Source organism: Halomonas sp. DP4Y7-1, assembly GCF_019800705.1.
GTDB lineage: Bacteria > Pseudomonadota > Gammaproteobacteria > Pseudomonadales > Halomonadaceae > Halomonas > Halomonas litopenaei_A.
This window is the reverse complement of the sequence record NZ_JAHVKS010000009.1, coordinates 115,468-138,540: the sequence shown is the minus strand read 5'-3', so window position 1 is coordinate 138,540 and position 23,073 is coordinate 115,468. Positions and strand designations below refer to the sequence as shown.

The 23,073-nt window shown below is 63.0% G+C and carries 20 protein-coding genes; 15 read left to right on the top strand and 5 right to left on the bottom strand.

Features of this window, described 5'->3' with window-relative positions:
- Window positions 1-17: 17 nt before the first annotated feature.
- The 6 genes from KUV72_RS16480 to KUV72_RS16455 all read left to right on the top strand — a co-directional run bounded on the left by KUV72_RS16480 (window position 18) and on the right by KUV72_RS16455 (window position 5,486).
- Complete coding sequence (locus KUV72_RS16480) at window positions 18-458, top strand: excinuclease ATPase subunit (RefSeq protein WP_206944038.1); 441 nt, start codon at window positions 18-20, stop codon at window positions 456-458.
- Complete coding sequence (locus tag KUV72_RS16475) at window positions 439-1,188, top strand: 4'-phosphopantetheinyl transferase family protein (protein ID WP_222239114.1); 750 nt, start codon at window positions 439-441, stop codon at window positions 1,186-1,188. The genes KUV72_RS16480 and KUV72_RS16475 overlap by 20 nt, the downstream gene beginning before the upstream one ends.
- A gap of 171 nt (window positions 1,189-1,359) precedes the next feature.
- Entirely contained in the window at window positions 1,360-2,142 is a 783-nt protein-coding gene (locus KUV72_RS16470) for a FadR/GntR family transcriptional regulator (RefSeq protein WP_206944040.1), read from the top strand.
- An 85-nt stretch (window positions 2,143-2,227) separates the two neighbouring features.
- Complete coding sequence (gene dgoD, locus KUV72_RS16465) at window positions 2,228-3,376, top strand: galactonate dehydratase (protein WP_206944042.1); 1,149 nt, start codon at window positions 2,228-2,230, stop codon at window positions 3,374-3,376.
- A gap of 131 nt (window positions 3,377-3,507) precedes the next feature.
- Complete coding sequence (locus tag KUV72_RS16460) at window positions 3,508-4,482, top strand: SMP-30/gluconolactonase/LRE family protein (protein WP_222239113.1); 975 nt, start codon at window positions 3,508-3,510, stop codon at window positions 4,480-4,482.
- Window positions 4,483-4,745: 263 nt separating this feature from the next.
- Window positions 4,746-5,486, top strand: coding sequence for an SDR family oxidoreductase (locus KUV72_RS16455; RefSeq protein WP_222164089.1), 741 nt, complete (start codon window positions 4,746-4,748; stop codon window positions 5,484-5,486).
- A gap of 71 nt (window positions 5,487-5,557) precedes the next feature.
- Here KUV72_RS16455 and KUV72_RS16450 read toward each other — a convergent pair whose 3' ends face one another.
- Complete coding sequence (locus tag KUV72_RS16450) at window positions 5,558-7,828, bottom strand: putative bifunctional diguanylate cyclase/phosphodiesterase (RefSeq protein WP_222239112.1); 2,271 nt, start codon at window positions 7,826-7,828, stop codon at window positions 5,558-5,560.
- A 367-nt stretch (window positions 7,829-8,195) separates the two neighbouring features.
- Here KUV72_RS16450 and KUV72_RS16445 point away from each other — a divergent pair, with 367 nt between their 5' ends.
- Window positions 8,196-8,942, top strand: coding sequence for a FadR/GntR family transcriptional regulator (locus KUV72_RS16445; RefSeq protein ID WP_206944047.1), 747 nt, complete (start codon window positions 8,196-8,198; stop codon window positions 8,940-8,942).
- A gap of 48 nt (window positions 8,943-8,990) precedes the next feature.
- Here the strand turns inward: KUV72_RS16445 and KUV72_RS16440 are convergent, their stop codons facing one another.
- From KUV72_RS16440 to KUV72_RS16430, 3 genes are all read right to left on the bottom strand, one after another.
- Window positions 8,991-10,244 (bottom strand): allantoate amidohydrolase, encoded by a 1,254-nt coding sequence (locus KUV72_RS16440; RefSeq protein ID WP_222239111.1) that lies wholly within the window; start codon window positions 10,242-10,244, stop codon window positions 8,991-8,993.
- Between the two features lie 71 nt (window positions 10,245-10,315).
- Window positions 10,316-11,020, bottom strand: coding sequence for a DUF1028 domain-containing protein (locus tag KUV72_RS16435; protein WP_222239110.1), 705 nt, complete (start codon window positions 11,018-11,020; stop codon window positions 10,316-10,318).
- An 8-nt stretch (window positions 11,021-11,028) separates the two neighbouring features.
- On the bottom strand, window positions 11,029-12,417 hold the full coding sequence (locus KUV72_RS16430; RefSeq protein WP_222239109.1) for a YfcC family protein: 1,389 nt from the start codon (window positions 12,415-12,417) through the stop codon (window positions 11,029-11,031).
- Between the two features lie 595 nt (window positions 12,418-13,012).
- Between KUV72_RS16430 and KUV72_RS16425 the strand changes: the two genes are divergently transcribed.
- Window positions 13,013-13,525, top strand: a complete 513-nt coding sequence (locus KUV72_RS16425; RefSeq protein ID WP_222239108.1) for a DUF805 domain-containing protein — start codon at window positions 13,013-13,015, stop codon at window positions 13,523-13,525.
- 29 nt (window positions 13,526-13,554) lie between these two features.
- Here KUV72_RS16425 and KUV72_RS16420 read toward each other — a convergent pair whose 3' ends face one another.
- On the bottom strand, window positions 13,555-15,093 hold the full coding sequence (locus KUV72_RS16420; protein ID WP_222239107.1) for a sigma-54 interaction domain-containing protein: 1,539 nt from the start codon (window positions 15,091-15,093) through the stop codon (window positions 13,555-13,557).
- A 236-nt stretch (window positions 15,094-15,329) separates the two neighbouring features.
- On the opposite strand from KUV72_RS16420, the gene speB reads away from it, so the two are divergent.
- From speB to KUV72_RS16385, 7 genes are all read left to right on the top strand, one after another.
- Window positions 15,330-16,280, top strand: a complete 951-nt coding sequence (gene speB, locus KUV72_RS16415; RefSeq protein WP_224852151.1) for an agmatinase — start codon at window positions 15,330-15,332, stop codon at window positions 16,278-16,280.
- Between the two features lie 93 nt (window positions 16,281-16,373).
- Complete coding sequence (locus KUV72_RS16410; RefSeq protein ID WP_222239106.1) at window positions 16,374-17,759, top strand: YjiH family protein; 1,386 nt, start codon at window positions 16,374-16,376, stop codon at window positions 17,757-17,759.
- A gap of 18 nt (window positions 17,760-17,777) precedes the next feature.
- The gene (locus KUV72_RS16405) at window positions 17,778-18,404 is read left to right on the top strand and encodes an HD domain-containing protein (protein ID WP_222239105.1); all 627 of its coding nucleotides are present in this window, start codon (window positions 17,778-17,780) and stop codon (window positions 18,402-18,404) included.
- Complete coding sequence (locus KUV72_RS16400; protein WP_222239104.1) at window positions 18,401-20,020, top strand: 5-guanidino-2-oxopentanoate decarboxylase; 1,620 nt, start codon at window positions 18,401-18,403, stop codon at window positions 20,018-20,020. Before KUV72_RS16405 ends, KUV72_RS16400 begins: the two co-directional genes overlap by 4 nt.
- 204 nt (window positions 20,021-20,224) lie before the next feature.
- Complete coding sequence (locus KUV72_RS16395) at window positions 20,225-21,550, top strand: purine-cytosine permease family protein (RefSeq protein ID WP_222164096.1); 1,326 nt, start codon at window positions 20,225-20,227, stop codon at window positions 21,548-21,550.
- Window positions 21,551-21,553: 3 nt separating this feature from the next.
- Window positions 21,554-22,330, top strand: a complete 777-nt coding sequence (locus KUV72_RS16390) for a carbon-nitrogen hydrolase family protein (RefSeq protein WP_206944062.1) — start codon at window positions 21,554-21,556, stop codon at window positions 22,328-22,330.
- Entirely contained in the window at window positions 22,327-23,067 is a 741-nt protein-coding gene (locus KUV72_RS16385; protein WP_222239103.1) for an MBL fold metallo-hydrolase, read from the top strand. The genes KUV72_RS16390 and KUV72_RS16385 overlap by 4 nt, the downstream gene beginning before the upstream one ends.
- Window positions 23,068-23,073 lie beyond the last annotated feature (6 nt).

The following is a 23,073-nucleotide window of genomic DNA, read 5'->3' as shown; positions in this document are numbered from 1 at the left end:
AAGAAAGGAAACGACACATGAAGAAAGGAACTCTTGCCCTGTCACTGCTTCTCGCAAGCCTTGGCACAGCCGCCAGTGCTGAAGCACGCGACACCCCCTACTTCCTGCCCATTCAGGAAGCGCTGGCCACACCAGCCGCTCAGGAGAAGCTGGACCCCAGCATCCGGCTGGTGTTTGCCGATGACGGCGGTACCGTCGACCGCAATTTTGGTGAAGTGGTCACCAGCCGCAAGACCAACGCGTTCAACAAGACGGATGAAGAAGCCTGCCGCTGGGTCATGCTGTCGGCGCTGATCGCCCTGCAGGACAGTGCGCGCCAGCAGGGCGGTAACGCCGTGGTCAACATCGCAAGCTTCTACGACAGAAACCCGCGCGCCTTGACCGACGAGTACGAGTGCCATGCCGGCGCGCTGATGGCCGGGGTGGCACTGAAGGGCGATGTCGTCACTCTGCGCTGAGCCCCCGCGGCTGCTGTTGGCCATCGCAGCGCTGTCGGCCAACGACGGTGCTGCCCCCCAGGGGCGGCCAACGTCGGCCATCACGCGGGGGGCCGAGACATCCCGCCTGGGACGGGAGCTGTTAACCCGGCTGGCCGCCCAGCTTGGCCATCGCTGTGCGCTGGAGGGCTGGTCGCCACGCGGCGCGGGGCCACCCCGCCATACCGACTTGCCCTGTCCCTGGACGGCCTGTCTAAGCCACAGCGGCGGCCTGGTCGTCGCCGGACTTGGTGAGGTGCCGATCGGTCTGGATATCGAGGCGCCAAGCCCCTCTCGCAAGCGGCGACATCAGCGTCGCCTCGAGGGACTGATCGAGACATTGCCTGAGGCCGAGGTGCGTCACGCCATCCGCGCCTCAAGTGATCCTCTTGCCGCCTTCTACCGCGCCTGGACCCTGCACGAGGCCTGCTACAAGCTCGGCTGTCTGGCGGACCAGCCACCGGACCATGTCTTGGCCACCCGCATCGCATCGCTCGTGGCGATGTCGATGCCAAAGCCGATGCCGATGTCCGCAGGCATTGACCTCAAGCGTGACTCTCGCCCCTTCGAACAGCCACTGAATGTCTGGCAAGCACAGGATCAAAGGCTCACCTTGAGCCTGTGCAGCCTGAGTTCCCAGCTGGTCATCGAGATGCCTCTAGGTGGGCGCGGCATTCCTTTCACGAGGATCCGACACTCTGACGCAGGGTGAGACGATCCATCGATATCTGGCAGCGTTGCCCTCTACCCACAAGCCTCCTTCACGCGAGTTCCTTGCTCCTGCCCCTCCCCCCTACCAAGGTCTAGTCCTGAGGGTGTCATTGTCGCTTGCTATAAATGTCAGACATTAAATACACTAACATCCAACATTTCGGAGGCTCAGATGGCCGCACTCTCGTCATTATCGCCATCGCCAGAGACAGGCGGCGCGTCAGCCCTGGCCGAGGTCCTCGCCCAAGCGATCCTCTCGGGGCGCTGGCAACCGGGCGATGACTTCCCTCGCGAACTGGACCTTTGCCATCACTTCGATGCCAGCCGCAATCGCGTTCGCAACGCCCTCGCCGAGCTCGTCTCGGCAGGTCTGATCGAGCGGGTGGCCGGACGCGGAACGCTGGTCCGTGATGTCATCGACTGGCACCTGCTGGACCCACAGATGAGCCGTTGGATGGCAAGCCTGGAGGCTCCCCATCCCGAACTGATCGCTGCGGTATTTTCCTTTCGCCTGGCGGCAGAGCCGTACATCAGCGAACTAGCCGCCCTGCATGCCACGGGTGAGGACCTCGCACGTATCGAGCGTGCCTTCGAGGGCATGCTGAGCACCGCCGACCTGCCCCACCTGCGGCTCACCCATGCCGAGTACGACGTGGCATTCCATGATGCCATCTACCGTGCCAGCCATAACCTGGTCTGGCGCCAGCTAGGGTTGCTGTTGCGCCCATGCATTGTGGCGTTGATACAGCGCTCCCAGGATCAGGCAACGGGCCAGGCCGAAGGGCTCAGCGACAGCCTGGAGCGGCACCGCCAACTGCTGGAAGCCATTCGCTTGAGGCAACCGGCACAGGCCCGCCAGGCCACTGAAAGCCTGCTGGAGCGCACCGCCCGCGACCTGGGTTCGCTGGCGCCTGGCCAGGGTGTGATGGCGCCGTCAACTCGACCCAGCATGTAAGCCACAGGGGCGAGCGTCACCGCCACTGCTGTGCATCGTTTACATTCCACGCGGCTGAACCGGCCGCCGACATGAGGTTTCCACCATGAAGATCACCAAACTCAAGACCTGGCAGGTGCCGCCGCGCTGGTGCTTTCTCAAGATCGAGACCGACGAAGGCGTCTACGGCTGGGGCGAACCCGTCATCGAGGGTCGAGCGGCCACCGTCGAAGCGGCCGTGCACGAGCTGTCGGACTACTTGATCGGCCAGGACCCGCGCAACATCGAGCACTTGTGGAACGTCATGTATCGCGCGGGCTTCTATCGTGGCGGCCCCATCCTGATGTCGGCCATTGCCGGTATCGATCAGGCGCTGTGGGACCTCAAGGGCCGCGAACTCGGCGTGCCGGTGCATCAGCTGCTCGGGGGCAAGGTGCGGGATCGCATGCGCATGTATGCCTGGACCGGTGGTGACCGCCCGTCCGACGTGGGGGCAGGCGCCAAGGCGCTGACCGATCAGGGCTTTACCGCCTTCAAGATGAATGGCACCCCGGAGATGCAGATCGTCGACAGCCATCGCAAGATCGATGACGCGGTCGCACGGGTAGCAGAGGCCCGTGACGCCGTGGGCCCGGATGTCGGCATCGCGGTGGATTTTCACGGTCGCGTCCATCGCCCCATGGCCAAGACCTTGATGCGCGAGCTCGAGCCCTATCACCTGATGTTCATCGAGGAGCCGGTTGCGCCGGAGCATCTGCCCGTCCTCAAGACCATCGCCCAGGACCTGGCGACCCCCATCGCCACCGGTGAGCGTCTGCACACCCGCTTTGCCTTCCGCGATCTGCTGGCCGACAACATGGTGGATATCGTGCAACCGGACCTGTCGCACTGCGGTGGCATCAGCGAAGGTCTCAAGATCGCCACCCTGGCCTCGGCCTATGACGTGGCACTCGCCCCCCACTGCCCGCTGGGTCCGCTGACGCTGGCCGCCTCGCTGCAGCTGGATGCGGTGTGTCACAACGCCTTCATTCAAGAACAGAGCATGGGTATCCACTACAACAAGGATAACGACGTGCTCGACTACCTGGTGGACAAGTCAGCCCTGTCCATCGAAGACGGCTACTGCGCGATTCCTGACGGGCCAGGCCTGGGCGTCGAGATCAACGAGGAGTTTGTCGAGGAACGTGCCAAGGTCGGTCACCGCTGGCGCAATCCGGTATGGCAGCATGAGGATGGCTCCGTCGCCGAGTGGTAAGCCCCACCTGTCGACAGGGTATTTCTGCAGCCATTGATGGCCGCCCGAACGAGCCGCACACTTGCCGCCGCTCGGGCGGGCTCCCACACTGAGGAAACACTCATAGCTCGGCCACCCCTGAGAGACAACCGATGACGTCTTCTTCCTCCCATTGCCTGGGCGAGGCCCGGGTGATCTTCGATGGTCCTTGCGAACTGGGCGAAGGCCCAAGCTGGGACGCCACGCGTGGCGAGTATCGCTGGCTGGATATCCTAGGCAAGCGCTTGCACCGCTATCGACTCGACGATGGCTCCCACGAAAGCCAAGCGCTGGACGAGTTAACCTCGTTCGCTGCTCCCCTGACCAGCGGCGATGATCTGCTGGTGACCGAGTCAGGCCTCAAGGAACGCGACCATGCCCATGGCCAGATATCGCCCTGGCGGGAGGTAGAAGCCGACAATCCGGTCACTCGCAGCAATGATGCTCGCATCGACCGCCACGGGGGCCTGTGGTTCTCCACCATGGGCAAGGCTGCAGAGCCGGGAGCTGGCAGTCTGTATCGCCTCTATCGCGGCCAGATCACCTGCCTCAAGCGCGGCATGAGCATCCCCAATGCCCTGTGCTTTTCTCCCGACGGGCGACTCGGCTACTTTACCGATACCGTCACTGGCGTGGTCATGCGCTGGTCGCTGGACGCCCAGGGCTTCCCCCTGCGCGCCGACGGCAACAGTTTCCTTCAGGAAGGCGAGCCAGCAACACCGGAGGCATTGATCGCTCCCGAGCCTTGGGCGGACTTTTCTGGGGATGTCGGCAATCCCGACGGCGCGGTTATCGATGCAGAAGGCTACATGTGGCTCGCGCTGTGGGGCTCGGGACGGGTGGCCCGTCTCTCCCCGACGGGAGAAGAGGTCTGCCATATCAGCGTCAACGCCGAACAACCCTCCTGCCCCGCCTTTGGCGGTCACCACCTGACCCAGCTGTTGATCACCACTGCGACAGAGGGGCAGTCCCCGGCCGCTGGCGAACAGACGCCTTCACGCCGAGATGGCGCCATTTTCCTGTTCGATCTGGCCGAGGCGCTACCGGGAGTGAGGGGGCTAGTGGAGCCTCCCATCGCGCTTCGCTAGGGCTTGTACGAAAAGTGCCTGCGCTTGGTAATACGGTGTTAAAAATCGGCTGGTACGCCAGCCCGGTCAAAATGCTCATTTACACCTCGTAAACTGCGCTTTCTCACCAATTTTTGCCTTGTCTAACCTTCGCTCGTCGACTTTTCGGACAAAGCCTAGACAAGCCTGCCATCACTAACGGCGCTGCTGGCAGCGCCTTGCCACTGTCCGGCTGACGTTTCTACCGACGCTGACGGACGCATACCTCCAGGAGTCCTGATCTCATGGCGATAGAAGACAAGCGCGTCATCATTATCACCGGTGGCGCTCGCGGCATTGGTGCAGACATTGCCAGACGCCTGGCCAGTGATGGCCACCAGGTGGTCATCAATTACGCCAACAGCCGCGAGAGCGCAGAAAGTCTGGTGGAGGAGATCGAGGCCCAGGGTGGCGTCGCCCTGGCCGTCGCCGCCGACGTCACACGTCCGGCAGATGTCACCCAGCTGTTCGAGGCCGCCAGTCAGCGCTTCGGTCGCGTCGACGGACTGGTCAACAATGCCGGAACCCTCAGCATGGTGCCGCTGGCCGAGTCCAGTGACAGCGACTACGACCATCACTTCGACACCAATGTCAGAGGGACCTTCAATACCTTGCGGGAGGCTGCATCGCGCCTTGAAGACGGTGGCCGCATCGTCAACCTGTCGAGCAGCGCCCTGGCCTTGAACCTGCCTGGCTATGGTCTTTACAACGCCACCAAGGCCGCAGTGGAGTCACTGACCAAGGTCTTCGCCGGGGAGCTTCGCGGTCGACGCATCACCGTCAACGCGGTCGCCCCGGGCCCGGTGGATACGGCTCTGTTCCGGCGCGGCAAAAGTGCCGAGCAGATTGAAAGCTTTGCCCAGAAACCGCCCCTGGAGCGCCTGGGTGAGCCGAAGGATATCGCGGCGATCGTCTCTTTTCTGATGCGCGCAGAGTCCGAGTGGATCAATGCCCAGGTCATTCGCGCCAACGGTGGCTTTGCCTGACCCCATACCGTCAATGCCCGCTGCATCCCGCGGGCATTGAGCAGGCCATCGACTAAAGCGATTCATCCCGTTCAGCGGTGATGGTCGTTGGCCGCATCGCGCAGACTGACGTCGCCTTTTTCTTTCAACCATTCGGTCATGGCCTCGCCGCCCATGGGGCGAGCAATCAAGAAGCCCTGCAGAACGTGGCAGCCCTGCTCGGCCAGGTGGTCGGCCACCGCCTGGTCCTCGACCCCTTCGGCCACGACCTGCAGCCCGAGGTGGTGTGCCAGCTCGATGGTGGAAGAAACGATGACATCATCGTCGGAGCCCTTGATCAGCTGCATGATGAAGGACTTGTCGATCTTCAATTCCTGAACCGGCATGCGCTTGAGTTGAGCCAGCGATGAATAGCCGGTCCCGTAGTCATCGATGGCCAACTCGACCCCCATGGAGCGCAGCGCCTGAAGCTTGCGAGCGCCCATTTCCGGCGATTGCATCAAGGCGCTTTCGGTCAGTTCGATACACAGCTGTTCGCCCTGCAGGCCATAGCGATCCAGGGCGCTTTCCACTCGCTTGATCAGGCCAGGCTGCTGCAGATCCATCGCCGAGACATTGATGCCAAGACGAATCTTGAGCTTCATGTCACGCCAGCTGGCCAACTGGGCGCAGGCCGAGTCGATGACCCAGTGGGTCAGCTGGTGAATCTGCCCGGAGCGTTCCGCCAGCTCGATGAATTCATCCGGAGGAATCCAGCCCAGCTGCGGGTGATCCCAGCGCAACAGCGCCTCCAGCCCGATCACTCGTCCGGTCAGCGCCGACACCTGCGGCTGATACCTGAGGGAGAATTCGCCCCGGTAGGCGGCGTGCTGCAAGTCTCGCACCAGGGCCAGATGGCGAAGATGGCTCTCATCCTGTCCGCGCTGGTAGCACTGATGGGCCTGACGTAGCTGGCGTGCACGATCCAGCGCGATCTCGGCTCGCCGCAGCAACAGATTGGCCTCATCGCCGTGCTCTGGGAAACGTGCTTCGCCCATGGCTACCTTCAACGACACGGGAGAGTCGTCGAGCCGCAGCTCACGGGTCAGCCCACGCAGGGTATCCTCGAGCCACAGCGGCTCAAGGCGGGCCACCGTGAGCAACAGCAGAAACTCATCCCCGCTCAAGCGATAGGCCCCCACCTTGGGGGCCGGCAGGTCGGCAAGCCGCTGGGCCAGGGTACTCAGTACCCGGTCACCAAAGTCGTGACCGAAGGTATCGTTGATCCGACGCATGTGGTTGATGGTCAGGCGTAACAGGGTAAAGGGGCGCCCGGTCTCGATGGCGGCTTCGATATCCTCGTTGGCACATTGGCGATTACCCAGTCCCGTCAACTGATCCTGCCGCGCGCGGGTGCGCATGTCCTCTTCCCGTCGTGACAGATCCCCTTGCATCTTCAACAGGGTGGAGGACAGCAAGCCAAACTCGCCTTGCCTGGGCATACGCTTGAGGTCCAGCGGTTCTCCTCGACCGACGCTTTTCGCCGCGCCCGCCAGACGCAGCAGTGGCAGGCTGACGCCACGGGCGATCAGCACCACCGCCACCAGCATCAGGCCCAGGCTTACCGCAAAGATGGTCGCCAGACTGACCTTCACGTCCTGGTAGTTCGCCAAAAGTGTCTCGAGAGAGCGCTCCACCACGATATCAATGCGCCCTTGCTCGCCCTGATAAAGGGGGAGACGGCGACTGAGCCCCTGGTGATCCTGCCCCGCTGCAACATCGTTCGGTGACACCGAGACATCAAAGTGGGCCTGACTGCCAATCAACCCGGACAGCGCCGACGCCATCGACTCATCCAGACGGAATCCCAGCGCCAACCGGGCAGCGCCCGCCCCCGGCGGTAGCGGATGCTGAACCAGCTGGTAGCCCAGCCCATTGAGGATGCTGGGGGAAACGACGCCCGCATCGTCCGTCGTGAGCGGCATCCTCCCGCTGTCGACAAAGACACCCGACCCTGCCGCAGGCTGGCTGGAAGCCATGACGTGCCCTGCCTCATCCAGCAACAGCAGGGTATCTGCGCCCATCCGGGCGGCCTGCTGCCGCAAGGTGCCAGCGGCGGCCAGGCGCGACGACGTGTCGACCAGGACATCATCTACGGCCGCAAGAAAGCGCGGGTCATCGACCAGCAGGTCCACATTGCGCAGCAACTGCTGCCCCCACCCTTCAAGCAGAGCCACCGCCACCCCCGAGGCGACATCCAGCTCACGCTTACCTTGCTCCAGCGCCGCGGAGCGAACCGCACTCAGCACCGCCCAGGAAGCCACCAGCTGGATACCCAGTGTCAACAACAGCATCACCAGCAGCAGCCTTGCACGAAAGGACATGCAGGTTCCCCTATTCTCAACCTTGCGTCTTCCCTAAGTCAGCCATGGTCGTGATCCATGACGGCCCACCTGCACGGTTCATTATCGCCAACACCAGCCGAAGATGCCCGTCAAGATCTGCTCAGCGCATGGGTCTAGCCTGTCACAGCGACCTGCTGACGCCATATCAGTCACAATGACCAGCTGCTGTAAGTCGATGTCCCCCTGTCTCAGCCGCCATCCCTGGCAGTCTCTGGCAGGCCCCGGCGGCCCCAAGGCGAAGGCGGCAAAGCCCGTGCCGTCCAAGCGCCGGCGAGAGGCACGTCAATCAATCGTCTTCCGCCCAGGCTCTGGTATGCTGGCGCAACACCCTTCAAGCGAGGACACGATGGCCGGAACTTCCTCCCGCAGACGTCCCTATCAACTGGCAGAAACCATCAAGGGCTGGATCGTCGAGCGCGAGCTGTCTCCCGGCGACCGTCTCCCGGGCGAAGCAGAGTTGATGGCGTTGCTGGGCGCCTCCAAGGGCACGATCAGAGAAAGCATCAGGGTGCTGGAAGCCCAGGGGCTGGTGGAAACCCGTACTGGCCCTGGCGGTGGGGTATTTATCCGTCAGATGAGCGAGGCCAGAGCCATCTCGCTGCTCAGCCACTATCTCTACTTCAAGGACATCTCGGTCCGGGACATCTACCAGATTCGGCTCGCCCTCGAGCCGGAAATGGTGGCATCGCTGGCGGGCAACGTCGGCGCCAGCGACATCGCTCGCCTGCGCGAGTCCCTTCACAGCTATGCCACCCCCGCCGGCGACATGCACGCAGAGCGCCAGCAGCATATCGACTCGCTCGACTTTCATCAGGAGCTGGCGCAGCTGTCCGGCGGCAATCCACTGCTGGCGTTCATCATCCGCTTTACCGCTCAGGTGCTGTCAGACCTCACGGTGTACCGCCGACTCTATGAGCCAGGGGACCACCCTATAGGGCCTGCCGGATGCCAGTACCACGCCGAGATTCTGGATGCCATCGAAGCCGGTGATGCAACGCGTGCTCACACCCTTATGCGCGACCATCTGCTGGAGGCCCAGGGCATCATGCAAGGCAACGAAGCCCAGGTCACCAGGGGCTTCCTCAGTGAGTGAGGCCTTGGGAACCATTGCATAAAGGCCTGCACGGACGCGTCACAGCCATCAGCGCGAGACATCCGCCGACAGCCTGTCAAGGAAGCGCATCAGCACTTGCGTCGCGGCCCCAGCATCGGCTGCCGTGATAGCCTCGTCCGGGTGGTGGCTGAGACCATCGGTGCAGCGGACGAACAGCATGCCGATATCGGTCAGCTCGCACATCGCCAAGCCATCGTGGCCAGCGCCGCTGAACAGGGTGTCTGCTGGCTCTTCACAGTCACGGCACGCGTTATGCAGCGACTGCATCAACCCATCGGCACACGCCACGGCCTCGGCCTGATAGGTTTGCTCGATCTCGAGGGCCAGCTGGCGGTTACTGGCCAACCGCCGGCAGGCCGCCAGAATGGCCTCACGCCCCTGCTCTCGAACCTCCAGCCGGGGCGAGCGTAGCTCCAGGGTGAAAGTCACCTCTGCCGGAATAACGTTGACCGCATTGGGGCGCACCTCAAGCTTGCCCACCACGCCGACAAAGTCCTCGGTGGCGTTGAGGATACGATCAACCTCCGCGATCATCTCGGCCGCACCCACCAGCGCATCACGCCGTCCTGGCATCGGCGTCGTCCCGGCATGTCCGGCCTTGCCTCCCACCGTGACCCGATGTCGCTCGATCCCGGTCAAGGCGGTCACTATGCCAAGCGCGTGGTCTCTCTGCTCCAGCACCGGACCTTGCTCAATATGCACTTCGACGAAGCCGAGCACGGTCTCCGGGTCCCTGGCCAGAGACGCTATCTGTTCCGGATCGCCACCAAACGCCTTCAGCGCCTCGCCAAGACTCACCCCATTGGCGTCGCGCGCCTCAAGGCTGGTTGGGTCAAAGCGGCCGGCCAGGGCGCGGCTACCAATCAACGTCGATTGAAAGCGGGTCCCCTCCTCATCGCCGAAGGCCACCACCTCGACCCCGTAATCCAGCTCGACCCCTTGCTGCTTCAGAGTTTCCAGCGCCAGCAGCGGCAGCGCGACGCCCAGCATTCCATCGTACTTGCCGCCCTCTACCACCGTGTCCTGATGCGACCCCATAATCAGGGTTCGCGCTCCGGCCCTGGCCTTGTCGCAACGGCCGACCAGGTTGCCTGAGGCGTCAAGCTGAGGCGTCAGACCGGCGCGGCGCATCCACTCGGCGATGATCTCGAGTACCTGACGATGCTCCTCGGAGCAGAATAGGCGCGTCACTCCAGGGCCAGGTTCGGAGCACTCCGCCGCGGCATCCAGTCGCTCCAGTAGCTGCTGGCCAAGGGCCAACGGTTCACAATCGGGGTGCATGACATCTCCTGTGAGGCGTCTTGTGGGTAGTCACTTGCAGATAAGAAGAAAGAGGAAGCCAGGCTGAGGCATCAGCGCCGGGGCATCGCCGCCAGAAAGTCGGCAAATGTCGACTCACGTACACGACGTATCAGGCCGCGCAGCTCACCGACCAGGTCCCCTTCGCACCAGTCGATGCGCAGGTCGATAGGGGCCTGGTGAAAGGATTCGACGCGCAGTGCCGCCGAGCGCGTGCCGCGGACATCACCGCCACACCCCAAGGCCGCTTCCAGCGCATCCACCAGGCTTTCGGGCAGGCAACGCTCGTAGTCCGCGCGATACACCGGCATCGCGCCAGCGGCAATCACCGCCCCGGCGTTGCGGCAGCTGGACGACAGCAAGGTGTCGCACAGCGCATTGACGACACGCCGATCCGCCAGCAGGTTGCCTGCCGCGGCTACGCCAGGGTAGTGGCACGATGCGACCACGGCTCCGTTATCAGCACCGTTGTGAAGCGCCGACGTTCCATAGCGATCCATCACCAGACACTGACGCAAGGTCGCTTGCGGGTCCTGAACGACTTGATCGTCGAGGGCTTGCTGAGCGCGGACATCATCGGCGAGCGCCTGGCGAATACCCTCCGGATACCAGGGATGGGTCACACGACCTTGCGTCGCGCAGGCGCCGATACCCCGCCAGGCATGATGGACGTAGCCCCCTACCGCCACGCCTCCGGTGGCGGTCAGGGCCGCCACCGTGCCAGTGTCTGGATTGACGTGCAGTAACGATAGCGTCATGGGATGGCTCAGTAGCCAACCATGTGGCCAAGCACCAGACCACCCCAGGACAGCACGTAGACCAGCGCCATGAACGGAAGAATCGCCTTCAGCCACTGCTCGTAGGAAACGCGGCCCAGGGCCAGCATCGCCAGAGTGCCACCGGACGTCGGGACGATCAGGTTCGTCAGGCCATCACCGACCTGGAAGGCGGTAATCATCAACTGACGACTCATGCCGACCAGGTCTGCCACCGGGATCAGAATCGGCATGGTGACCAGGGCCTGACCCGAGCCAGAGGGCACGAACAGATTGATTGCCCCCTGCACCACGCTGGCCATGATCGCCGACAGCGCAGCGGGAATATTCTGGATCAGTCCGCTGAGACCATAGACGATGGTGTCAATGATCTGGGCATCCTTGAGGATCACCTGAATGGATGCTGCCAGGCCGATGACCAGGGCTCCTGCGGTGACTCCCGATGCACCCTCCATCATCTGCTTGACGATCTCATTGGCCGACAGCCCATTGACGATACCGATCACAATCGCAATCAGCAGGAACATGCCGGCGATCTCGTTGATGTACCAGCCCTGGGTGAATACACCGACCAGCATGGCCGCCAGGCCGCCGACAAACACCACCAGCGTCCACTTGTCGCGACCACTCAGGCGATACTCATCCAGGGACTTGCTCATGGCCTTGGCGTCGTTGGGTTCACGAAACCCCATCCGCGTCACAAAGCGGCAGATGTACCAGGACAACAGGGCCAGTGACGTGACCACCAGCAAGGCCCGCAGCCAGGCACCGGAGAAGGTCGGCAGCTCGGCGATGCCCTGGGCAACACCGACGGTGTAGGGATTGATCGGAGACAGGGCAAAGCCGACCCCGGTGCCGCCCACCGCCATGGTGGTGCCTACCAGGCTTGAACAGCCCACGGCGCTGGCGATGAGCACCGCGATGGGCACCAGCGCAATGTTGTTTTCAAAGCCGACGGCCACCCCAAAGAAGCCATAGATAAAGGTCCCGGCGGTAATAATGACATTACGACGCTCGATACCGACGCGATTGACCGCTACACCGATAGCGTTCTCGAGTGCGCCAGTGCGCTGGAGGATATGAAACAGCCCTCCCGCGATAAAGACGATGAACAGATATAGCGAGGCCGCGTTAAGGCCTTTGGGAATCGCGACAAAGATATCGAATGGCGAAATCGCGGCCACGTCAGTGAGATAGTGAAATGAGTCGGGCACGACCCGGGTACGCCCATCCTGCATCACTCGCTCGAATTCACCGGCGGGAATGATATAGGTCAGCGCGAAGGTCGCCAGCAGAATCAAGAAGATCAGCACCATCGGGTCAGGCACTGTTCTGTACCATTTCTTGCGCTCGGCAAGCGCTTGATCACGAACACTCATCAGGTTGTCCTTGTTATGTGGGACAGAAGGGGTGACGGCCGCAGTGGAGGCTGCAGACCAGGAGCAAAAGCAGACAGGCCGCGGGGCTGCGGCCTGGCAATGCCCCACAGTATTTATCATGATAAATAGAGGGTCAAGATCATCGCCCGGGTGCAATGTCACGGCGAAGTGCGAGGAACGGACGTCCAAGTTTCAGACCATCATCCTAGGGGGTGGCGTAACGTCGCAGCATAGCCTTTGCCAAACTACTCTGATTGAGGCGCATAACGCCTACAAAAACTGCTCTAACTAGCAAATACACAAAGAAAAAACGCAGAACGCGCCTGACACCCTTGCACAACTCTCCGTCAAGCACCTAACAATTACGCAGGGGTGATCCGAATCATCCTTATGAACCAGCACGATTTACGCGGATCGTACTAGAACTTGCGCCATCGACTATCTGGTCACAGTGCGAAACTCGGTAGGATTCACATCAGCACATGGCAGCAAGTCTCATACGTTCGTTCCGCCCTTGCGCATTGTCGGCGCACAGGCACTACAGACAGGAAACTCGCCCAGGACATTCGTACAGGAACCTCAGGACGATCCGCCGATGCAACGACCTACTGCTTCCACTCTTCAAGATGATGTGGCGTCTTGTACCAACGTGCCCCGCCACCCCTTGGACCCACGTCCGGGCCTGCCCGGCTACTGGTTCGACAGCATCAGCGGACGCGAAAGTCGGGCTGACTTCTGCCTCAACGCCATCCTGGCCCTCTCTTGCTACTACGCAGGTCTATGGGCCTTGATCATCACCGCGCCCGACCTCCACGACAGCGTCTCTCCGGAGGGACTGCTGGTGGGGGCAGGCTGGCTAGTGGTCAGCGTATATCCCCTGGTGCTGCACGGCGTTCGCCGCCTGCATGATGTGGGCCAACGCGGCCACTGCAGCGTCATGCTGCTGTTTCCCGGAGCCAATCTCCTGCTGACGGTGGTCCTGGTCATGCAGCCCGGCGAAACGACCATCAATGAGCATGGTGAGCGCGAGCGGGGGCATCAAGGGGTGATGGCGGTCAAGTCACTGCTTACCGTAGGCATCTGGGTCAGCTGCTTTTTCCTGTTCTGACGGCGGTATCATCGTCGGCCACGCGCCGCTCAGCCGATCCTGAGCCCATGCTGCCGGAGCTTGCGCACCACGCTCGGCTGGCTGATCCCCAGACGCTCGGCAATGGCGTAAGTGCTGGACAGCGTTCGGCAGCAGTCCGCCAGAATCTCTCGCTCGACCCGGGCAAGCGTCTCTTTCAGACCCTCCCCGTCGCCCCTGCCTGGCGACGCCCAGATGTCCTCCGCCGTATTCCTCGAGCCCGTCACGCTCCTGCTGTCGTCGGAGGCACGCCCGATCTCCTCCGTGGCCGCGCCAGCAGCAACCGCGGAAGGGGAGAACGTCGGGGACGTCACCTGGCCCGATGCTTCCGGCGCGGCCGCCGCGGGCACCTGCCTGCCGGGCAGCACTTCGCGTGCTTGAATCACATCGTCACTGGCGAGCCAAGCCCGCTCCATGACGTTCTCCAGTTCGCGCACATTGCCGGGCCACTCCCACCCCATCAGGGCCTGCCAGACGTCCCGTGCCAGCATCTTGTCTCGCCCGTAGCGCCGGTTGAGCCGCGCAAGCTGACGTTCGACAAGGCCCGGAATGTCCTCTCGCCGCTCGCGCAGGGGCGGCAGGGTGACGGGAATGACATTCAGCCGATAGTAGAGATCCAGTCGAAACAGTCCCTCTTCGACCCGCGCCGAGAGATCCTGATTGGTGGCGACGACCAGACGAAAATCGACGCGCCGGGGCGCTCGGTCACCTAGTCGCGTGATGCTGCCGTCCTGGATGGTCTTGAGCAGCTTGGTCTGCACCGACAGCGGCAGCTCACCAATCTCGTCAAGAAACAGCGTGCCGCCCTCAGCCTGCTCGATCAGCCCCTTGCGGCCACCGGGGGCCGCTCCGGAAAAGGCGCCCTGGCAGTAGCCAAACATCTCGGACTCGAACAGGCTCTCAGGGATGGCGGCGCAGTTGACGTCGATGAACGGCCCTTCCTTGCGTGAACTCCAGCGATGAAGCTGGCGAGCGAACGCCGTCTTGCCAACCCCTGACTCTCCCAACATCAGCACGGTAGCGTCGGTAGGGGCCACACGCTTGAGCAAGAGCGCCACCTCGCCCATGAGCTGGCTCTTGACCTCGAGATGCCCAAGCTCCTGTTCCTGCAAGCCACCCTGGAGGCCACTCTCCGACTCGATCGCGTGACCGCGTCTCAGGTGCTCGCTGAAGCGTCGCTGCAACAGCGCGTACTCCTGCTGCAACAGCTGCAGGTCGGTCAAGTCCATGGAGCGACTCACCACGGCGATAAGGCGCTCGCCTTGAAACACCGGATGTGCCTGGGCAATCACCCGCCGCCCGGTACCCGTGTGCTGCACCAGTTGGGTGGGTTTGCCCGTGCGAATGACTTCAAGACTGACCGACGGCGTCAACACGCCCTCCGCTTCGAGCCGCTGCACGCTGGTGGCACAGAGCTCTTCACAGGACATGCCGTAGACCGCCGCCGCTCCGGGACTGACGTCCCGGATATGGCCATCGGGCGCGACGATAAAGAAGTGATCGTGCGCCGTGTCGATAATCGTCTTCAGTATCAGCGCATCGTCAGTCATCGGCGATCCATAAACGCATCATTGATGCAAAAGTGTATCACGGCTAGCCCCGCCATTGATTCAATAGTGAATCAACGAGCCCCGGATATCGCGCCGCGCACGGCAACTTCGTGCACATTTTTTGCGCCTTTAGTATAACAATCGCAGAACTGGCACACCTCCTGCTTGAACAAACCTATACATGCCTGGCCAGTCGTCTGGCCAAGGTGACCTCATCAGCGATGTCAGGAGTTCCAGTGAGCGACTTCAACCAACCCCTCGGCGGCAACGAAATGCCTCGCTTCGGCGGTCCAGCCACCATGATGCGCCTGCCTACTCAGGATAGCGCCCAGGGGCTCGATGCCGCCTTCATCGGCATTCCCATGGACATCGGTACGTCCAACCGTCCCGGCACTCGCCTGGGGCCGCGCCAGATTCGCGACGAGTCGCGCATGCTGCGTCCCTACAACATGGCAACGGGGGCCGCGCCCTTCGACAGCCTGCAGGTGGCAGATATCGGCGACGTGCCGATCAACACCTTCAACCTGCCGAAGAACCTGGACATCATCTCCGGTTTCTATGACCAGGTACTGGCCCATGACTGTGTGCCGCTCACCCTGGGCGGCGATCACACGCTGACCTGGCCGATCCTGCGCGCCATCGCCAAGAAGCACGGCCCCGTTGGCCTGATCCACATCGATGCCCACGCTGACGTCAACGAGCACATGTTCGGTGAAGAAGTCGCTCACGGCTGTCCGTTCCGCCGGGCTCAGGAAGAAGGCCTGCTGGACGCTAACCGTGTGGTGCAGATCGGCCTGCGTGGCACCGGCTATGCCGCTGAAGACTTCGACTGGTGCCGCCAGCAAGGCTTCCGCGTGGTGCAGGCCGAGCAGTGCTGGCACAAGTCGCTGGAGCCCCTGATGGCTGAGGTTCGCGAGCAGATGGGCGATGGCCCGGTCTACATCTCGTTCGACATCGACGGCCTTGACCCCTCCGTCGCACCGGGCACCGGCACCGTCGAAATGGGCGGTCTGACCTCGGCCCAGGGCCTGGAAATCGTGCGCGGCGCCAAAGGACTCAACATTGTGGGTGGTGATCTGGTGGAGGTCTCCCCGCCCTACGACCCCAGCGGCAACACCGCGCTGATGGGGGCCACCCTGCTGTATGAAATGCTGTGCGTGCTGCCCGGCGTCAAGCGCCGTGACTGACCGTTGACAGGGCCAGGGAGAGGCCCTGGTTCGTCCCTATGAGGCGCTCCTTAAGGAGCGCCGAACACTACAACATCAAAGAGTGACCCTCCCATGTCTTCCCATCTGCACTCTGCCGACAAGATCACCACCGAAGGGGGCAAGCTAAGCACCCACGGTCTGCTCAAGTTCCTGATCCCGTCTGTGATCGGCATCCTGCTGTTCCTGGTACCTTTCTCCGTAGGCGACACCATCAATATCGGCATGGGCTTGGCCGCCGACTGGCTCAAGGCCACGCTTGGCGATGCGCTGCCGGCCATTGCCACGGTGGTGCTCACGCTATCGCTGGTGCTGACGCTGCTGGTCAAGCTGACCAAGCCCGGCTGGGCTAGCCAAGGTGCCCTGAAAGAGCTGTTCGACATCGCGCCGCTGTGGGTCGTCATGCGCGCGCTGGGCGCCCTCTTTGCCCTGATGACCTACTTCCAGGTCGGGCCCGAGATGATCACCGCCTCCTTCACTGGCGGAGTGATGCTCAACGACCTTGCGCCGGTGCTGCTGACCTTCTTCTTCTTCGCCGCCATTCTGCTGCCTTTCCTGGTCGACTTCGGTTTCATGGAGTTCATTGGCTCCATGGTGCGCACCCCGTTCCGCAAGATCTTTGGCCTGCCCGGCCGCAGCGCCATCGATGCCACGGCGTCCTGGATGGGCTCCGGCACCGTAGGCGTGCTGATCACCACTCAGCAGTATGAGCAGGGCTACTACAACGCTCGCGAAGCCTCTGCCATCGCCACCAACTTCTCCATCGTCTCCATCGCCTTTGCGCTGCTGGTGACCAGTTTTATCGGCATCAATCATCTGTTCGTGCCCTTCTACCTGACCGTGGTCGTGGCAGGTCTGGTGGCCGCAGTCATCATCCCTCGCCTGCCGCCGCTGTCGCGCAAGGCGAATACCTACTACGAGCCCGTGGGCTGCCAGATTCAGGAAGAGAACACCAGTAACCAGAGCCTCTTGCGCTACAGCCTGGGCATTGCCGTCGCCCGCGCCGAAACCGCTCCGGGACCGGCCAAGCTTGCCCGCCTGGCACTGTTCAACGTGGCCGATATCTTCTTCGGTCTGCTGCCGCTGGTCATCGCCATCGGCACCGTCGCGCTGGTGCTGGCGGAATTCACGCCGCTGTTTACCTGGCTGTCCATGCCGATGGTGCCGGTGCTGGAGTGGATGGGTCTGCCGGAAGCCGAGGCTGCGGCTCCCGCCACCCTGGTGGGCTTCGCCGACATGTTCCTGCCGGCGGTACTGGCCAGCGATATCGAAAGCGAGCTGACGCGTTTTGTCATCGCCTGTCTGTCGCTGACCCAGTTGATCTACATGTCGGAAATCGGCGCGCTGCTGCTCAAGTCCAAGATCCCCCTCAAGCTGTGGGAGCTGGTCGTGATCTTCCTGCTGCGCACCGCCATCACGCTGCCGATCATCGTCGTCATGGCCCACTGGCTGGTGGGCTGACAGGGGAGAAAACCCGAGATGACTTCCAACGACTCACAGGCCGCCGGCAAGGCGGCCTTCACCCGCATCGATGAAAGCACTGCAGAGGACTGGGCGCTGATCGCCGCCCACGACGCTGACTACCTGGCCGGACTTCCCGACACCATCCTGACGACCCTTGCCCGCCTGGGCGAGGGTCACCAGCCCTACCAGATCAGCCGGCTCGATCACTGTCTGCAGAGCGCAACCCGCGCTGAGCGCGCCGGTGCCGATGAAGAAATGATTGTCGCTGCCCTGCTGCATGATATCGGCGATGAACTGGCGCTGTTCGACCACGCCGCCTATGCGGCCTCGATCCTGCGCCCTTTCGTCAGTGAGAAGACCCACTGGATCATTCAGCACCACGATGTCTTCCAGGGCCACTACTACTGGGACAAGGTCGGTGGCGACAAGGACGCCAGGGAGCGCTTCCGCGGTCACCCCTGGTTCGCCGACTGCGAGGCGTTCTGCCGGGACTGGGATTGTCCTTCGTTCGACCCGGACTATGACACGCTACCGCTATCGCACTTCGAGCCCATGGTTCGGCGGATCTTTGCCCGGGCGCCCTACTCGCTGGCCCCGGACCCCGCCCTCACTCCCCCCATGTCCCAAGGAAGCACCGTATGACCTGCGCTGAACTGCTGATTCGCCTGCTGCGCGATACCTACGACGTGGACACCGTCTTCGGTATCCCCGGCGTCCACACCATCGAACTCTATCGCGGCCTGGAAGGCGGCAACGACAGCGGCGTTCGCCACGTCACGCCGCGCCACGAGCAGGGTGCCGGCTTTATGGCGGATGGTTACGCACGCTCCACCGGCAAGCCCGGCGTGTGCTTCATCATCACCGGTCCCGGCATGACCAACATCGCGACCGCCATGGGACAGGCGCTGGCAGACTCGGTGCCGATGCTGGTGATTTCCAGCGTCAATCGCCGTGACACCCTGGGCCGCGGCCAGGGGCGCCTGCATGAGCTGCCTGGCCAGCGCGAACTGATCGCTGGCGTCTCGCGCTTCAGCCACACGGTGCTCGATCCCGACAGCCTTGAGGAAACCCTGGCGCGCGCCTTTGCGGTGTTCGACGGTGCTCGCCCGGGCCCCGTCCATATCGAAATTCCCATCGACCTGTTCAATGCGCCGGTCACTGCCCCTGGCAGCACCGCTCGCACGATCATCAGCAAGGCAGCCCCGGCCAGCGATGCGCTGGACCAGGCCGAAGCCTGGTTAAGCGAGGCACGCCAGCCGCTGGTCCTGCTCGGTGGAGGCTGTGTCGATGCCCCCGAGGCGGCCCGTCAGCTGGTCGACGCGCTGGATGCCCCCACCGTCACTACCATCAATGCCAAGGGCCTGCTCGGTCGTGACCATCCCCTCGACCTCGGCGCCAATGCCTCGTTGCCCGCCGTGCGGCAACTGGCAAGAGACGCCGATGTGGTGCTGGCGATTGGCACAGAGCTGGGAGAGACAGACTACGATGTGGTGTTCGATGATGGCTTCGAGCTGCGTGGCCGCCTGATCCGCATCGATCTCGACCCGCAACAGCTCGCCCGCAATCAGCATGCTGACCTGGCCATCGTCGCCGATGCCAGCGAGAGTCTGAAAGCTCTGGCGCGCCGGTTTGCCAGCCGCTCGCTCAAACGCGACGGCCACACGCGTACCCGTGCCGCCCTGGAAGCGCTGTCCCTCGCCTCGGATCCGGCCTTCCGCGCCTACGTGCCGCTGTTCGACACTCTGGGCGACAACCTTCCTGGCGCCATTCTGGTCGGGGACTCCTGCGCCACCACCTATGCGGCCAACCATCTGGTCAGCCAGGATGCGCCGCGCCGCTTCTTCAATGCCTCCACCGGCTACGGCACCCTCGGCTATGGCCTGCCCGCCGCCATGGGCGCTTGCCTCGGCCAGCCGTCGCTGCCCGTGGTGGCGCTCGTCGGCGACGGCGGCATCATGTTCACCCTGTCCGAGCTTGCTTGTGCCGTCGAAGAGCGCCTGCCGGTGATCGTGCTGCTGTGGCATAACCAGGGCTACGAAGAAATCCGCCGTTTCATGGATAACGCTGGCGTCACCCGCCTGGGCGTCGATATCCAGGCACCGGACTTCCAGACCCTGGCCGCAGGCTTCGGCTGCGCCGCCACCCGAGTCGGGAACCCCGCGGGGCTGGCGCGCGCTCTTGAGCATCGTCCCAAGGATGGGCCGATGTTGATCGAGATCGATGCAGCAGCCTGGAACGATGCATTGGGCGAACACTGATGTCCCGCGCCCCCGTCGACACGTGTGGGTCGACGGGGGCTATTGGCTCCCTGCCCGCCCCCCTGGCGGGCCATCCCGTAGGCGCTGTTCGGTCAACTGGGCAATCACCCGTCGTCTGCCACCGATCAGCCCTTGCACGGGTCGCACTACCCGGTGGCTGCCAAGGTAGTCACCACCATAATCACAACCATAAAGGACTCTTCGATGAATGCGCTGAAGCGGCTGATTGGCCACGACACCCTGGACGAACACCAGCACAAGAGCATGGGGGCCACGGCCACCTTCGCCCTGTGGCTCGGTGCCAACGTGGTGGTGACCACGATCCTCACCGGCATGCTGCTGGTCCCCGACCTGCGTTTTCCGGTGGCCATGACCTGGGTCCTGATCGGCTCGCTGATCGGGGCCATACCGCTGCTGCTGGTGGGCCTGATGGGCCAACGGACAGGGCTTCCTTCCATGGCTCTGAGCCGTCGCGCCTACGGGCCTACCGGTTCAAAGATCATCAGCCTGGTGAACATGGCGGTTCTGATCGCCTGGAGCTGGATCCAGGCGTTGCTGGCCGGCATGAGCCTGAACTACGCCATCGAGACCACCACCGGCTACTCCAACCTGCCGTTGATGACCGTACTGTGCGAAACCATCGTGGTGTTGATCGTGTTGCGCGGCCACCTGGGTATCGAGCGTATCGAGCGCTGGGCAGCGCTGGCCATGATGGTACTGGCCGCCGGCGTGGTGTATCAGCTCAACCGGCACTATGACGTCGGCGCGCTGTTCGAGATGCCCGTCGAATCCCGCAACGGTATTACCCTCGGCATTGCCTTCGATATCGTGGTGGCGACGGCGTTCTCCTGGATTTCGACCTCTGCCGACTACAACCGCAACTGCAAGAGCGGTCGAATCGCCGTGCTTGGCACATATGGCGGCTATGTCTGCGCGTCGATGATTGCCATGGGCCTGGGCGCTGCCGTGTCAGGCCTGTCTGTGCTCGGCGGCATGGAGCAGACCTATGACCCCACTCGCCTGCTGTCCGGCTTCGGCTTTGGCCTGCCGGCCGCGCTGGTGATCTTCTTCTCGGTGATGACCACCAACGTCATGGCGGTCTACAGCGCCACCCTGTCCTGCATGAACGTCTCTCCCGGCATGGCATTCTGGAAGCCGGCGCTGGTCATCGGCGTGGTCACCGTGTTCGGCGCCTTGATTCCCGGCATCCTCGATCAGTTCCAGAACTTCCTGCTGCTGATCGGCGCCTTGTTCATTCCCGCCTTCTCGGTAATGATCGTCGACTACTACCTCGTCGGCCGTGAAGGCTACACTGCCGAGCTGCTGCGCTCGCCGCGCCAGCTCGGTCGGCCGACGGCGACCATCGCCATCTGCGCCTACCTGGCGGGTGCCCTGCTGGCGGCCTACTGGACCCTGGTCGCCCCGCTGTCGATCGGTGCCTCACTGCCGGTGTTCGTGATCACCGGTGGCCTTTACTGGCTGGGATGCGTGCTGTTCACCCGCCGACGTTTCGTTCTGCAAGGAGACTGACCCATGCGCCTGATGCTGGCCCAGACGGATCCTGTTACCGGCGATATCGCAGCCAACCTGAGTGCCCTGGAGGGCCTGTGCCGACAAGCCGAAGCCGCCGGCGCCGACCTCCTGGCATTACCGGAACTGGCACTCACCGGCTACAACGTGTTTGACCGCCTCGATGAGCTGGCCGACGAGGGAGCGCTGGTCGATCGCGTGGCGTCGCTGGCACGCCAGTATCATCTGCATGTGCTGTTCGGCCTGGCATTGCGCCAGGCCGACGGCCGCCTCACCAATTCAGCGGTACTGCTCGATGACGAAGGCCACCAGCTTGCCTGCTACCACAAGCGCCAGCTGTGGGACCGCGAGCACCGGTACTTTGCTCCGGGTGACGAGCTCTGCGTCGTGGACACTCGCCTCGGCAAGCTGGGGCTGATGATCTGCTACGACAATGAGTTTCCGGAAATGGCGAGGGCCCTGGCCCAGGCCGGAGCGGAGGTCATTCTGTCACCGACCGCCAACATGGTGCCCAATGCAGACCGCCAGCAGCTGCAGATCAGGGCCAGAGCGATGGATAACCAGCGCTTTGTCGCCTGTATCAATCGCTCAGGCGTCGAGGACACCCTGCATTACTGTGGTAACAGCCTGGTGGCTGGCCCCGATGGGGAGGTGCTGGGCCGGCTCGGCAATGATGCCGCCGTGCTGATCGTCGACCTGGATCTCGAGCGTATCCATGAGAGTCGTGTTCACCAGGACTACCTCAAGGATCTTCGCCCGCTGAAGGGACACTGCCAATGACGGGCTTTACCCTGCCCCGGGGAAGCGCCGACCGCTGGTATCGTACTCAGCGCATGGGTGACGACATCACCCTGATCGATGAGCCTGCGATCAAACCGTTCTACCGTTGCAACATCTGGCACCTGCGAGGTCGCGAGCGTGACCTGGTCGTGGACTTCGGCCTTGGTGCCGTGCCGCTTCGCGAGAGGGTGGCATTGCTGGCCGAACGCGAGATCGTGGCGGTGGCGAGCCACACCCACTTCGACCATATCGGTGCGGCCCATGAGTTCGACTGCTGCCACGTGCATCGCGCCGAAGCCGATATCCTGGCGAGTCCCGACAACCGCCGCACCCTGGCCGATGCCTTCCTCGACGACGCCATGTTCGATGAGCTACCGCCGGCGCCCTACGCCCACAGTGGCTATCGCATTGCCGCGCCACCGCGTATCGAGGTGCTGGAGGACGGCGACATCCTCGACCTGGGCAACCGTCAACTCGAGGTGGTGCATACTCCCGGTCACTCACCGGGGGGCATTGCCCTGTGGGAGGCGTCCACGGGAACCCTGATCAGTGGCGATATCCTCTATGATGGCGAGCTGATCGAAGACGCTTATCACAGCGACCTGGATGACTACGCCAGGAGCCTGGAGCGCCTGCGCCGTCTGCCCATCCGCATGGTTCATGGTGGTCATTTTCCCAGTTTTTCCGGCGAACGCTGTCACGCGCTGATCGACGACTGGCTGCGTCGCCATTCCTGAGTTTGT

Coding starts and splice junctions, on each gene's coding strand:
- KUV72_RS16480 (WP_206944038.1), top strand. CDS start 18: ATGAAGAAAGGAACTCTTGCCCTGTCACTGCTTCTCGCAAGCCTTGGC.
- KUV72_RS16475 (WP_222239114.1), top strand. CDS start 439: ATGTCGTCACTCTGCGCTGAGCCCCCGCGGCTGCTGTTGGCCATCGCA.
- KUV72_RS16470 (WP_206944040.1), top strand. CDS start 1,360: ATGGCCGCACTCTCGTCATTATCGCCATCGCCAGAGACAGGCGGCGCG.
- dgoD (WP_206944042.1), top strand. CDS start 2,228: ATGAAGATCACCAAACTCAAGACCTGGCAGGTGCCGCCGCGCTGGTGC.
- KUV72_RS16460 (WP_222239113.1), top strand. CDS start 3,508: ATGACGTCTTCTTCCTCCCATTGCCTGGGCGAGGCCCGGGTGATCTTC.
- KUV72_RS16455 (WP_222164089.1), top strand. CDS start 4,746: ATGGCGATAGAAGACAAGCGCGTCATCATTATCACCGGTGGCGCTCGC.
- KUV72_RS16450 (WP_222239112.1), bottom strand. CDS start 7,828: ATGTCCTTTCGTGCAAGGCTGCTGCTGGTGATGCTGTTGTTGACACTG.
- KUV72_RS16445 (WP_206944047.1), top strand. CDS start 8,196: ATGGCCGGAACTTCCTCCCGCAGACGTCCCTATCAACTGGCAGAAACC.
- KUV72_RS16440 (WP_222239111.1), bottom strand. CDS start 10,244: ATGCACCCCGATTGTGAACCGTTGGCCCTTGGCCAGCAGCTACTGGAG.
- KUV72_RS16435 (WP_222239110.1), bottom strand. CDS start 11,020: ATGACGCTATCGTTACTGCACGTCAATCCAGACACTGGCACGGTGGCG.
- KUV72_RS16430 (WP_222239109.1), bottom strand. CDS start 12,417: ATGAGTGTTCGTGATCAAGCGCTTGCCGAGCGCAAGAAATGGTACAGA.
- KUV72_RS16425 (WP_222239108.1), top strand. CDS start 13,013: ATGCAACGACCTACTGCTTCCACTCTTCAAGATGATGTGGCGTCTTGT.
- KUV72_RS16420 (WP_222239107.1), bottom strand. CDS start 15,093: ATGACTGACGATGCGCTGATACTGAAGACGATTATCGACACGGCGCAC.
- KUV72_RS16410 (WP_222239106.1), top strand. CDS start 16,374: ATGTCTTCCCATCTGCACTCTGCCGACAAGATCACCACCGAAGGGGGC.
- KUV72_RS16405 (WP_222239105.1), top strand. CDS start 17,778: ATGACTTCCAACGACTCACAGGCCGCCGGCAAGGCGGCCTTCACCCGC.
- KUV72_RS16400 (WP_222239104.1), top strand. CDS start 18,401: ATGACCTGCGCTGAACTGCTGATTCGCCTGCTGCGCGATACCTACGAC.
- KUV72_RS16395 (WP_222164096.1), top strand. CDS start 20,225: ATGAATGCGCTGAAGCGGCTGATTGGCCACGACACCCTGGACGAACAC.
- KUV72_RS16390 (WP_206944062.1), top strand. CDS start 21,554: ATGCGCCTGATGCTGGCCCAGACGGATCCTGTTACCGGCGATATCGCA.
- KUV72_RS16385 (WP_222239103.1), top strand. CDS start 22,327: ATGACGGGCTTTACCCTGCCCCGGGGAAGCGCCGACCGCTGGTATCGT.